Raw genomic sequence first — 11925 nt, 5'->3', positions numbered from 1 at the left:
AGGGGGAACCAGCCGATCGACCGGCGCGTGGATACGATCAGTAAGCAGTACCAGCAGTACCAGGCAGGCAATGCGCAGGGCAGTGAACAGGACGGCAGCGACGGAGGAGGTGCCCCATGGGAGTCCTGAAGAAGTTCGAGCAGCGTCTCGAAGGTCTGGTCAACGGCACCTTCGCGAAGGTGTTCAAGTCCGAGGTGCAGCCCGTGGAGATCGCGGGCGCGCTTCAGCGTGAATGCGACAACAACGCGACCATCTGGAACCGCGACCGCACGGTCGTGCCCAACGACTTCATCGTGGAGCTGAGCACTCCGGACTTCGAGCGGCTCAGCCCCTACTCCGGACAGCTCGGCGACGAACTGGCCGGCATGGTGCGCGACTACGCCAAGCAGCAGCGCTACACCTTCATGGGCCCCATCAAGGTCCACCTGGAGAAGGCGGACGACCTCGACACCGGTCTGTACCGGGTCCGCAGCCGCACCCTCGCCTCCTCCAGCTCGCAGGCGCCGGCGGCACCCACCGCCCCGCCGGCCGGCCGCCCCGGCGGCTACGGCTATCCGCCCGCCGCACCCGCACCGGCCCCGCCGATGCCCTCCGCGCCGCCTCCCGGCGCACGCGGCGGCGCCTACGGATATCCGCAGCCCGCGAGCGCGCAGCGGCCACCCGCCGCACCCGCGCCGGCGCCCGCCACCGGTGGACGCGTCCGCCACTGGATCGAGATCAACGGCACCCGCCACCAGATCTCCGGCGCGACGCTCGTCATGGGCCGCAGCACGGAAGCCGACGTGCGGATCGACGACCCCGGCGTGTCCCGCCGGCACTGCGAGATCCGGACCGGAACGCCCTCGGTGATCCAGGATCTCGGCTCCACCAACGGCATCGTGGTGGACGGGCAGCACACCACCCGCGCTACGCTCCGCGACGGCTCGCGGATCGTCGTGGGCAGCACCACCGTTATCTATAGGCAAGCCGAAGGGTGATCCGGGGGCAATGTCAGAGCTGACCCTCACGGTCATGCGGCTGGGTTTTCTCGCCGTACTGTGGCTGTTCGTGATCGTGGCCGTGCAGGTCATCCGCAGCGACCTGTTCGGTACGCGGGTCACCCAGCGCGGGGCCCAGCGCGGCTCGCGCCGGGACTCCGGCCGCGCACAGCAGCAAGCCGCGCGCCAGGCACCTCCGCCCCAGCGCCAGCAGTCCGGCGGCGGCCGCGGCCGCCGCAACGCTCCCACCAAGCTGGTCGTCACCGAGGGCACCCTCACGGGCACCACCGTCGCCCTCCAGGGCCAGACCATCACGCTCGGCCGGGCACACGACTCCACCATCGTGCTGGACGACGACTACGCCTCCAGCCGCCATGCCAGGATCTACCCGGACCGCGACGGCCAGTGGATCGTCGAGGACCTCGGCTCCACCAACGGCACCTACCTGGACCGGTCCCGGCTGACCGCCCCCACACCGATCGGGCCGGGCTCGCCGATCCGCATCGGCAAGACCGTCATCGAGCTGCGGAAGTAGTGCTACACCAATGAAAGAGCGCGAGCGGAGCGAGCACGCAGCGGCGGCCGGCACCCCGGGCCGCCCCGGCGCGCTCCCGACCGGAGGGTGGGCAGTGTGGCTCGACACGACCGGCTGTACCCGGAGCCGACGGGCGAGGTGCGCATGAGTCTGTCACTGCGCTTCGCCGCCGGATCGCACAAGGGCATGATCCGGGAGGGCAACGAGGACTCCGGTTACGCCGGTCCCCGCCTGCTCGCCATCGCCGACGGCATGGGCGGCCAGGCCGCCGGTGAGGTCGCCTCCTCCGAGGTCATCTCCACCATCGTCGCCCTCGACGACGACGTCCCCGGCTCGGACATCCTCACCTCGCTCGGCACCGCCGTCCAGCGCGCCAACGACCAGCTGCGCCAGATGGTCGAGGAGGACCCCAGCCTCGAAGGCATGGGCACCACCCTCACCGCGCTGCTCTGGACCGGCCAGCGCCTCGGCATGGTGCACGTCGGCGACTCCCGCGCCTACCTGCTGCGCGACGGCGTCCTGACCCAGATCACCCAGGACCACACCTGGGTGCAGCGCCTCGTCGACGAGGGACGCATCACCGAGGAGGAGGCCGGGACACACCCCCAGCGCTCCCTCCTCATGCGCGCCCTCGGCAGCGGCGACCACGTCGAACCCGACCTTTCCATCCGGGAGGTCCGGGCCGGCGACCGCTACCTCATCTGCTCCGACGGCCTCTCCGGCGTCGTCTCCCACCAGACGATGGAGGAGGCCCTCGCCAGTTACCAGGGCCCCCAGGAGACCGTGCAGGAGCTGATCCAGCTCGCGCTGCGCGGCGGCGGCCCCGACAACATCACCGTCATCATCGCCGACGTCCTCGACCTGGACACCGGGGACACCCTCGCCGGGCAGCTCTCCGACACCCCCGTCGTCGTCGGCGCCGTCGCCGAGAACCAGAGCCAGTTCGGCGACAACGGCATCATGCAGACCCCCGCCGGCCGCGCCTCCGGCCTCGGCCGCCAAGGCGGCGGCGGAGGCGGCGAGTTCGGCCCGCCCGGCAGCGGCGACACCACCGGGTACATCCCCACCGACGGCTTCGACTACGGCGACGACGACTTCGTCAAACCCCGCAAGGGCCGCCGCTGGCTGAAGAGATCCTTCTACTCCGTACTGGCGCTCGCCGTCGTCGGCGGCGGCCTCTACGGCGGCTGGCGCTGGACCCAGACCCAGTACTACGTCGGAACCAAGGACGACCACGTCGCCCTCTACCGGGGTATCAGCCAGGACCTCGCCTGGGTGTCGCTGTCGAAGGTGGAGAAGGACCACCCCGAGATCGAACTCAAGTACCTGCCGCCGTACCAGCGCAAGTCGGTCGAGGAGACCATCGCCGAGGGAGACCTCAGCGACGCCCGCTCGAAGATCGACGAACTGGCCGTACAGGCCTCCGCCTGCGAGAAGCAGGCCGACCGGCGCACCACGCAGAACGAGAGCAACGCCAAGACGGGCGAAGGCTCGACCGGGGGGACGGGAACCGACCCCGTCTCCCTCACGTCCAAGGCGACCCCGACGCCCACCGCGTCGGGCACACCGAAGGCACCCGACCCGTCCCCGTCCACGACCTCACCCACCCCCGATGCCGGCCCCACCCTCTCGGAGGAAGAGCAGAAGGTCGTCTCGCGGTGCGGTAAGCAGTAGGCAAGCCGTGAGAGGCCCTGTCACACGATGAGCAGTACTTCCAACTCGCCGACGCACCACACGTCCACGATCGGCGCCATCGGCGCGCCGAGCCGGCGCAACACCGAGCTGGCGCTGCTGGTCTTCGCGGTCGTCATCCCGGTCTTCGCCTACGCCAACGTGGGGCTGGCCATCAACGACGAGGTGCCCGCGGGGCTCCTGAGCTACGGCCTGGGCCTCGGCCTGCTGGCCGCCGTCGGCCACCTCGTGGTCCGCAAGTTCGCCCCGTACGCGGACCCGCTGCTGCTGCCGCTGGCCACGCTCCTCAACGGCCTCGGCCTGGTCGCCATCTGGCGCCTGGACCAGTCCGAGCTGCTCCAGTCCATCCAGCAGGCGGGCAACGCGGCACCCCGGCAGCTGATGTACACCGCGATGGGCATCGCCCTCTTCCTCGCGGTCCTCATCTTCCTCAAGGACCACCGCGTCCTGCAGCGCTACACCTACATCTCCATGGTCGGCGCGCTGATCCTGCTGCTGCTCCCGCTCGTCCCCGGCCTCGGCCAGAACATCTACGGCGCCAAGATCTGGATCAAGGTCGGCAGCTTCTCCATCCAGCCCGGCGAGTTCGCCAAGATCGTCCTCGCGATCTTCTTCGCCGGCTACCTGATGGTGAAGCGCGACGCGCTCGCCCTCGCGAGCCGCCGCTTCATGGGCCTCTACCTGCCCCGCGGCCGCGACCTCGGCCCGATCCTCGTCGTCTGGATCGTCTCGATCCTGATCCTCGTCTTCGAGACCGACCTCGGCACCTCGCTGCTGTTCTTCGGCATGTTCGTGATCATGCTGTACGTCGCCACCGAACGGACCAGCTGGATCGTCTTCGGTCTGCTCATGTCCGCCGTCGGCGCCGTCGGCGTGGCCAGCTTCGAACCCCACATCCAGCAGCGCGTCGACGCCTGGCTCGACCCGCTGCGCGAGTACAAGCTCTCCCAGGCCGGCAGCGTCGGCCACTCCGAGCAGGCCATGCAGGCCCTGTGGGCGTTCGGCTCCGGCGGCACGCTCGGCACCGGCTGGGGCCAGGGCCACTCCGACCTCATCCGCTTCGCCGCCAACTCCGACTTCATCCTCGCCACCTTCGGCGAGGAGCTCGGCCTGGCCGGCCTCATGGCCCTGCTCCTCCTCTACGCCTTGATCGTGGAGCGCGGCGTACGCACCGCCCTCGCCGCCCGCGACCCCTTCGGCAAGCTCCTCGCCATCGGCCTCTCCGGCGCGTTCGCCCTCCAGGTGTTCATCGTCGCCGGCGGTGTCATGGGCCTCATCCCGCTCACCGGTATGACGATGCCGTTCCTGGCGTACGGAGGTTCCTCCGTCATCGCCAACTGGGCGCTGATCGGCGTGCTCCTGCGCATCAGCGACACCGCGCGCCGACCCGCCCCCGCCCCCGCCAACCCCGACGCCGAGATGACCCAGGTGGTCCGACCGTGAACAAGCCCGTGCGCCGCATCGCGCTCTTCTGCGGCCTTCTGGTCCTGACCCTGCTGCTGCGCGACAACTGGCTCCAGTACGTCAAGGCCGACGAGCTGAAGACCGCCGACAGCAACCGACGCGTCCTCATCGAGCGCTACGCCGCCCCGCGCGGCGACATCATCGTCGACGGCAAGGCCATCACCGGGCACGCCACCACCGACGGCGACTTCAAGTACAAGCGCACCTACAAGGACGGCGCCATGTGGGCGCCCGTCACCGGGTACGTCTCCCAGGCCTACGGCGCCACCCAGCTGGAGTCCATCGACGACGGCATCCTCACCGGCAACGACGACCGCCTCTTCTTCCGCAACACGCTCGACATGCTGACGGGCAAGAAGAAGGAGGGCGGCAACGTCGTCACCACCCTCAACGCCGCCGCGCAGAAGGCGGCCTACGAGGGTCTGGAGAAGCAGGGCGGCAAGGGCGCCGTCGCCGCCATCGAGCCCTCCACCGGCAAGATCCTGGCGCTGGCCTCGTACCCCTCGTACGACCCGTCCTCCTTCGCCGGCGGCAGCGACACCGACGCCAAGGCGTGGAAGTCGCTCCTCAAGGAGAACAACAAGAACGACCCGACGCTGAACCGGGCCCTGCGCGAGGTCTACCCGCCCGGCTCCACCTTCAAGGTGCTCACCGCGGCCGCCGCCCTGGAGAACGGCCTCTACGACAGCGCCGACGAGAAGACCGACTCGCCGCTGCCCTGGACCATGCCGGGCACCGTGACGGAGCTGCCCAACGAGGGCGACCTGCCCTGCGAGGACGCCACCCTGCGCAAGGCGCTGGAGGTCTCCTGCAACACCGTCTTCGGCAAGATCGGCTCCGACCTCGGCAACGACAAGATGCTGGAGATGGCCAAGAAGTTCGGCTTCACCGAGGAGCAGTTCGTCCCCGTCCGCTCCTCCGCCTCGGTCTTCTCCGACGACATGGCGCCCTCCGAGGTCGCGCAGTCCTCCATCGGCCAGTTCAACACCGCCGCGACGCCGCTCCAGATGGCCATGGTCACCTCGGCCATCGCCAACAACGGCACCCTGATGCAGCCGTACATGGTCGACGAACTGCAGGCCCCGAACCTCGACACCATCGAGAAGACGGACCCCGAGGAGAAGAGCAAGCCGCTCTCCGCGGACAACGCCCAGATCCTCCAGTCGATGATGGAGACCGTCGTCAAGGACGGCACCGGCAAGAACGCGCAGATCCCCGGCGTCACCGTCGGCGGCAAGACCGGTACCGCCCAGCACGGCGTCGACAACAGCGAGAACCCGTACGCCTGGTTCATCTCGTACGCCAAGGGCGAGGACGGCAGCTCCCCGGTCGCCGTCGCCGTGGTGGTCGAGGACGAGAACGCCAGCCGTGACGACATCTCCGGCGGCGGCCTCGCGGCACCGATCGCCAAGAACGTGATGCAGGCCGTGCTGGACAGCAAGAAGTGACCACACGCTGAACGGGACGTGACTCCGGTCACGTCCCCTTCACATCGGCGCACGTTGCGATACCGGTCGTGTATCGGGTATCGGGCTTGGCCAGGTCGCACAGAGCGAGCCGGGTACGGTAGGCCGGACGGCAGCCTCCGACCGTACAAGCATGCCGGTCGGGACCGACGGAGAGGGCTGGTAGGTAGCTATGGAAGAGCCGCGTCGCCTCGGCGGCCGGTACGAGCTGGGCCCGGTGCTCGGCCGTGGTGGCATGGCGGAGGTTTACCACGCGCATGACACCCGGCTCGGACGCCAGGTGGCGGTGAAGACGCTGCGCGCGGACATGGCGCGCGACCCGTCCTTCCAGGCCCGGTTCCGCCGTGAGGCCCAGTCGGCCGCCTCGCTCAACCACCCCGCGATCGTGGCGGTCTACGACACGGGCGAGGACTACATCGACGGGGTGTCCATCCCGTACATCGTCATGGAGTACGTCGACGGCTCCACCCTGCGTGAACTGCTGCACAGCGGCCGCAAGCTGCTGCCGGAGCGCACGCTGGAGATGACCATCGGCATCCTCCAGGCGCTGGAGTACTCGCACCGCGCGGGGATCGTCCACCGGGACATCAAGCCGGCCAACGTCATGCTCACGCGCAACGGCCAGGTCAAGGTCATGGACTTCGGCATCGCCCGCGCCATGGGCGATTCCGGCATGACCATGACGCAGACCGCGGCCGTCATCGGCACCGCCCAGTACCTCTCCCCCGAGCAGGCCAAGGGCGAGCAGGTCGACGCGCGCTCCGACCTCTACTCCACCGGCTGTCTCCTCTACGAGCTGCTGACCGTCCGCCCGCCGTTCGTCGGTGACTCACCCGTGGCCGTCGCCTACCAGCACGTCCGTGAGGAGCCGCAGCCGCCCAGCGTCTTCGACCCCGAGATCACGCCGGAGATGGACGCGATCGTCCTCAAGGCGCTGACCAAGGACCCCGACTACCGCTACCAGTCGGCCGACGAGATGCGCGCCGACATCGAGGCCTGCCTCGACGGACAGCCCGTCGCCGCCACCGCCGCCATGGGCGCCGTCGGCTACGGCGGCTACCCGGGCGACCAGCCGACCACCGCCCTGCGCTCGGACTCCGGCGCCGGCGCCACCTCGATGCTGCCGCCCATGAACCCGGACGACGGCGGCTACGGCTACGACGAGCGCCCCGACCGGCGCCGCCAGCCGCAGCGCAAGTCCAACACCTCCACGATCGTCCTGGTCGTCGCGGGCGTCCTGGTCCTGATCGGCGCCGTCCTGATCGGCATGCAGCTGTTCGGCGGGGACGGGGCCGGGGACGACGGCAAGATCGCCGCCCCCAACTTCGTCGGCCAGTCCAAGGCGGACGCCGAGAAACAGGCCGTCAACGCGGATCTGAAGGTCACCTTCACCGAGGACTCCTGCGAGGAGGAGCCCAAGGGCAAGATCTGCTCCCAGGACCCGGAACCCAACACCGAGGTCGACAAGGAGTCCACGATCGCCCTGGTCGTGTCGACCGGCGCCCCCAAGGTCGAGGTCCCCGACGTCGAGGGCCAGAGCTACGACGACGCGCAGGCCGCGCTGGAGGAGAAGGGCTTCGAGGTCGAGCAGAAGACCCAGGAGTCCACCGAGACCCCGGACACGGTCCTCGCCCAGAACCCGGCGGGCGGCACGTCGAAGGAGAAGGGTTCGACGGTCACCCTCACCGTGGCCAAGGAGACGGCGCAGGTGACCGTCCCCGACCTGACGGGCAAGACTCCGGACGAGGCGAAGCAGCTCCTGGAGGCGAAGGGCCTGGTCCTCGGCGGCCAGACCGAGGAGGAGTCCACCGCCCAGGACGAGGGCAAGATCATCAAGCAGAGCTTCGGTCCGGGCTCGGACGTCGACCGCGGCTCCACCGTCACGGTGACGATCGCCAAGAAGCCCGCCGAGGAAGAGAAGTTCGCGATGCCGAAGGTGACCGACATGACGGTCGCCCAGGCGAAGCAGGTCCTCTCCCAGGCCGGGCTCTCGCTCGCCGGCGTCTCCGGCTCGGACGACGACAACGCCAAGGTCGTCGCCAGCAGCCCGACCGAGGGCCAGGAGGTCAAGAAGGGCGACAAGGTCACTCTGATCGCCGTGGCCCAGGGCGGCGACAACGGCGGAGGCAACGGCGGCGGAATCAACTGGTTCGGCGGCACGGACGGCGGCGACGACGACTGACCCGCCCGCACCACCACGGAAGAGCCCCGGCCTCCACGAGGAGAGCCGGGGCTCTTCCGTTGCCCCTTCGCGCCTGTGGCCGACTGTCGATCGTGTCTTCGTATGTCATGACTCGTTGGTATATACGGGGAGGGGCACGTCTTCCCTGGACCGGAACAGAGCGGCAACTGGGAGGACATCGCATGATCAGCGACACGGCGCTGCTGGAATCACCGACCCTGCGTGACAGCGTGCGCGAACGCACCGACGTACTGGACCGCGTGAAGGTGCTGGCCTTGCTGCCGGACGGGGTGCATGTGACGACCGCGATGGTCGCGGCCTACTTCGGCGTCACCATCGAGGCCGTCCGCGCCCTCGTTCACGACCACCGACCGGAGCTGGAGGCGAGCGGGTACCGCGTCCTCACCGGCCCCGAACTGAGTTACTTCAAGCATCTCAGTGGCATCCGGTCCCGCTCCCGCTCCCTGGCTCTCTTCCCCCGCCGGGCCGTCCTCAACGTCGCCATGCTCCTCCGCGACAGCGAAACCGCACGTCAGGTGCGTGTCTACCTTCTCGACGCGGAGCAATCCGTCCGCCCACAGCCTGTGGATAACCCGCTCGACATCCACATCGACCGGCGGGTCACTCGTATCCTCGGCGTAGCGCTCGTACCGATGTTCAACGCCCTGATCGCCACCGCCGTCCAGCACCACCGCGAGCTGACCGGGCTCCGGGAGAGCGTCGAGGACCTCGAACGCAGGCTGGAGTGGCACCACCGGCGCCTCATCACCCTGGAGGAGAGCACCTCGCCGGATTCGCCGGATTCGCCGGCGCGGTGACCGCGGACCTCGGTACCGGCGGCGCGTCACCGCCGCCGGGATCAGCGCAGCTCCTCCGGCGGCGTCCGGTCGGCGTCCACCTTCTCCGTGCGTTCCAGCTCGCCCCAGACGATGTAGCGGTACCGGCTCGTGTACACCGGCGTGCACGTCGTCAGCGTGATGTAGTGGCCGGCCTTCTTCTTGCCGGACTCCTTCGGGATCTTCCCGAGAACGTCGACGTTGTACTTCGAGGTCTCCGGGAGGATGCCGTAGACCTTGTAGACGTACCAGGTGTCCTTCGTCTCGAAGACGATCGGATCACCCTCGTCGATCTTGTCGATGTTGTGGAACTTGGCGCCGTGCCCGTCCCGGTGGGCGGCCAGCGAGAAGTTGCCCTTCTCGTCGGTCATGGGCAGCTCCGCCTTGACCGGATCGGTGTAGTAGCCGGCGACCCCGTCGTTGAGCACCTTCATCGAGGTGCCCTTCTCGACCAGGATCTCCCCCTTGCTCATCGCCGGAACGTGCAGGAACCCGATGCCGTCCTTGGTGTTCAGCGTCCCCGGACCGGCCGAACCCCCGCGCCCGTCGGCCCAGTTGTCGCGGACCTTGTCCCCCTGCTTGTCCGCCTCACGGTCGGCCATGACGTTCGTCCACCACAGCGAGTAGACGACGAACAGACCCATCACCAGGCCCGCCGTGATGAGGAGTTCACCGAAGACGCTGACGGCCAGCGCGACCCGGCCGCGACCGCGCGGACGGGAAGCCGGTTCGGCGCCGGACGTGTCGCCGGTCTGCGGTTCGTGATCGGTGTCGGTGGTCGCTGCCACTGGTCATCTGCCCTTAATTGACGAGCGCATCAGGCTTGCCCTTGCTGCGCGGCCGTTCCTCGACCATCTTGCCCCACACGATCATCCGGTACTTACTGGTGAACTCCGGCGTACACGTGGTCAGCGTGATGTAGCGCCCGGGGCCGGTGAAACCCGACTGCTGCGGAACCGGGTCCAGGACACTGGTGTTGCTCGGCGGCGTCACCGGCAGGATCGACTGCATCTTGTAGACGAAGTACTTGTCCTGCGTCTCCACGACGATCGCGTCGCCCTGCTTCAGCTTGTTGATGTAACGGAAGGGCTCACCGTGCGTGTTGCGGTGCCCCGCCAGCCCGAAGTTGCCGGTCTTCGCGTCCGGCATCGCCGTCTTCAGCGCCCCCTCCGCGTAGTGCCCCACCATCCCGCGGTCCAGCACCTTCTCGTTGCTGATGCCCTCCGCGATCGGCACCACGACGTCCAGCTTCGGGATGTGCAGCAGCGCGAACCCCTGCCCCGGCTGGAACGTCCCCGGATTGCGCTTGCCCTCGGCCCAGTCGTCCTGGAGGCTGCTCGCCTCCTTGCCCGCCTGCGCGTGCGCCCGCACGTTCGTCCACCACAGCTGGTACGTGACGAACAGCAGCAGCAGCACACCGGTGGTGATGAACAGCTCCCCGACCGCCCGGCTGGCGATCACCGCCGCCCCCGGCTTGCGCGCACGGGCCAACCGCCGTGCCTCCACCCGGGAAAGCGGCGCAGACGGCCCCTCCGCGGCCTCCCGTGACGTTTCGGCACCCGAAGGGCCCGGCGCCCGTCGCGAGCCGCCACGGCCCCCACGACGCCGCTTGGCGGCCTTCCTGCGCTCCGCACGGCCGCCGGTGACCGGCCCGGACCTCTCCTGGGCCGCGCCGCCGGGTATTCGCGCCGGCGGATCCACCACGCGCAGCGCCACGGTCTCGTCGTCCGGGACCGCCGGTACCACCGGCTCCTCGTACCCCGGCTCCTCGTACCCCGGGGCCTCGTACCCCGGCTCCGGTGCCTGCGGCCGGCCGTAGGCCGACGCCTGTCCCGGCCCGTCCGCGCGGCCGTCCCCGAGCACGGTCGCGTCCCCGTACGGCTCCCGCCCGTACGGGGAGGACTCGCGCTCGGGGCGCAGCGCGGTCACGCCGTGGCCCTGCCCACCACCGGGGCGAGCCCCGCCGACCTCGCCACGGCACCCGCGTCACCGCACTCCGCCAGCCAGTTGGCCAGCATCCGGTGCCCGTACTCGGTCAGTACCGACTCGGGGTGGAACTGCACGCCCTCCACCGGGAGTTCCCGGTGCCGCAGCCCCATCACTATCCCGTCGCGCGTCCGCGCCGTCACCTCCAGCGCGTCCGGCACCGTGGCCGGTTCCGCCGCCAGCGAGTGGTAGCGCGTCGCGGTGAACGGCGACGGCAGCCCCGCGAAGACGCCCTTGCCGCCGTGCTCCACCGGCGAGGTCTTGCCGTGCAGCAGCTCCGGTGCCCGGTTCACCACGCCCCCGTACGCCACCTGCATCGACTGCATCCCGAGGCAGACCCCGAAGACCGGCACCCCGGTCGCCGCGCAGTGCCGCACCATGTCGATGCAGACACCGGCCTGCTCGGGCGCCCCGGGCCCCGGGGACAGCAGCACGCCGTCGAAGCCGTCCTGCGCGTGCGCCGTGGACACCTCGTCGTTGCGCAGCACCTCGCACTCGGCGCCCAGCTGGTACAGGTACTGCACCAGGTTGAAGACGAAGCTGTCGTAGTTGTCGACGACGAGAATCCGCGCACTCACTGGTTGTCCACCGTCACATCGTTGAAGGGCAGCAGCGGCTCGGCCCACGGGAAGACGTACTGGAAGAGGACGTAGACCACGGCCACGCAGAGCATGAGTGAGAGCAGCGCCTTCACCCACGCGTTTCCCGGCAGATTCCGCCAGATCCAGCCGTACATGCCGTCCCTTCCGTCGAACCACGGCACCAGACTCACGCCGTACGCCAACAG

The 11925-nt window shown here is 69.4% G+C and carries 11 protein-coding genes; 7 read left to right on the top strand and 4 right to left on the bottom strand.

Annotated features, from left to right (window positions below; genetic code table 11):
* Nucleotides 1-116: 116 nt before the first annotated feature.
* The 7 genes from UW392_RS15240 (at nucleotide 117) to UW392_RS15210 (ending at nucleotide 9134) form a co-directional block, all read left to right on the top strand.
* Nucleotides 117-977, top strand: coding sequence for a DUF3662 and FHA domain-containing protein (locus UW392_RS15240; RefSeq protein ID WP_320775521.1), 861 nt, complete (start codon nucleotides 117-119; stop codon nucleotides 975-977).
* A gap of 10 nt (nucleotides 978-987) precedes the next feature.
* Complete coding sequence (locus UW392_RS15235; RefSeq protein WP_320775520.1) at nucleotides 988-1512, top strand: FHA domain-containing protein; 525 nt, start codon at nucleotides 988-990, stop codon at nucleotides 1510-1512.
* Between the two features lie 144 nt (nucleotides 1513-1656).
* On the top strand, nucleotides 1657-3186 hold the full coding sequence (locus UW392_RS15230; RefSeq protein WP_320775519.1) for a Stp1/IreP family PP2C-type Ser/Thr phosphatase: 1530 nt from the start codon (nucleotides 1657-1659) through the stop codon (nucleotides 3184-3186).
* A 27-nt stretch (nucleotides 3187-3213) separates the two neighbouring features.
* Complete coding sequence (locus UW392_RS15225) at nucleotides 3214-4647, top strand: FtsW/RodA/SpoVE family cell cycle protein (RefSeq protein WP_320775518.1); 1434 nt, start codon at nucleotides 3214-3216, stop codon at nucleotides 4645-4647.
* A complete protein-coding gene (locus UW392_RS15220; RefSeq protein ID WP_320775517.1) occupies nucleotides 4644-6116 on the top strand; it encodes a peptidoglycan D,D-transpeptidase FtsI family protein in 1473 nt (490 codons plus the stop codon). The genes UW392_RS15225 and UW392_RS15220 overlap by 4 nt, the downstream gene beginning before the upstream one ends.
* Before the next feature lie 190 nt (nucleotides 6117-6306).
* Nucleotides 6307-8316, top strand: a complete 2010-nt coding sequence (gene pknB, locus UW392_RS15215; protein ID WP_320775516.1) for a Stk1 family PASTA domain-containing Ser/Thr kinase — start codon at nucleotides 6307-6309, stop codon at nucleotides 8314-8316.
* A 182-nt stretch (nucleotides 8317-8498) separates the two neighbouring features.
* Nucleotides 8499-9134: a restriction endonuclease gene (locus UW392_RS15210; RefSeq protein ID WP_320775515.1), complete on the top strand. Its 636-nt coding sequence runs from the start codon at nucleotides 8499-8501 to the stop codon at nucleotides 9132-9134.
* A gap of 41 nt (nucleotides 9135-9175) precedes the next feature.
* Here the strand turns inward: UW392_RS15210 and UW392_RS15205 are convergent, their stop codons facing one another.
* From UW392_RS15205 to UW392_RS15190, 4 genes are read right to left on the bottom strand one after another with little or no spacing between them, the layout of a single operon-like run.
* Nucleotides 9176-9940, bottom strand: a complete 765-nt coding sequence (locus tag UW392_RS15205) for a class E sortase (RefSeq protein WP_320775514.1) — start codon at nucleotides 9938-9940, stop codon at nucleotides 9176-9178.
* Nucleotides 9941-9953: 13 nt separating this feature from the next.
* Nucleotides 9954-11081 carry a class E sortase gene (locus tag UW392_RS15200; protein ID WP_320775513.1) on the bottom strand — a complete coding sequence of 376 codons (1128 nt, stop codon included), beginning with the start codon at nucleotides 11079-11081 and terminating at the stop codon, nucleotides 9954-9956.
* The gene (locus UW392_RS15195; protein WP_320775512.1) at nucleotides 11078-11716 is read right to left on the bottom strand and encodes an aminodeoxychorismate/anthranilate synthase component II; all 639 of its coding nucleotides are present in this window, start codon (nucleotides 11714-11716) and stop codon (nucleotides 11078-11080) included. Before UW392_RS15195 ends, UW392_RS15200 begins: the two co-directional genes overlap by 4 nt.
* On the bottom strand, nucleotides 11713-11910 hold the full coding sequence (locus UW392_RS15190; RefSeq protein ID WP_320775551.1) for a hypothetical protein: 198 nt from the start codon (nucleotides 11908-11910) through the stop codon (nucleotides 11713-11715). The genes UW392_RS15195 and UW392_RS15190 overlap by 4 nt, the downstream gene beginning before the upstream one ends.
* Between the last annotated feature and the right edge of the window lie 15 nt (nucleotides 11911-11925).

The organism is Streptomyces sp. CRN 30 (assembly GCF_034105845.1).
The sequence above is the reverse complement of the archived record's forward strand: the minus strand, read 5'-3'. Positions and strand labels throughout refer to the sequence as shown.

What these genes read in the sequence shown, in the direction of transcription:
- UW392_RS15240 (WP_320775521.1), top strand. Translation starts at nt 117, where the DNA reads ATGGGAGTCCTGAAGAAGTTCGAGCAGCGTCTCGAAGGTCTGGTCAAC.
- UW392_RS15235 (WP_320775520.1), top strand. Translation starts at nt 988, where the DNA reads ATGTCAGAGCTGACCCTCACGGTCATGCGGCTGGGTTTTCTCGCCGTA.
- UW392_RS15230 (WP_320775519.1), top strand. Translation starts at nt 1,657, where the DNA reads ATGAGTCTGTCACTGCGCTTCGCCGCCGGATCGCACAAGGGCATGATC.
- UW392_RS15225 (WP_320775518.1), top strand. Translation starts at nt 3,214, where the DNA reads ATGAGCAGTACTTCCAACTCGCCGACGCACCACACGTCCACGATCGGC.
- pknB (WP_320775516.1), top strand. Translation starts at nt 6,307, where the DNA reads ATGGAAGAGCCGCGTCGCCTCGGCGGCCGGTACGAGCTGGGCCCGGTG.
- UW392_RS15210 (WP_320775515.1), top strand. Translation starts at nt 8,499, where the DNA reads ATGATCAGCGACACGGCGCTGCTGGAATCACCGACCCTGCGTGACAGC.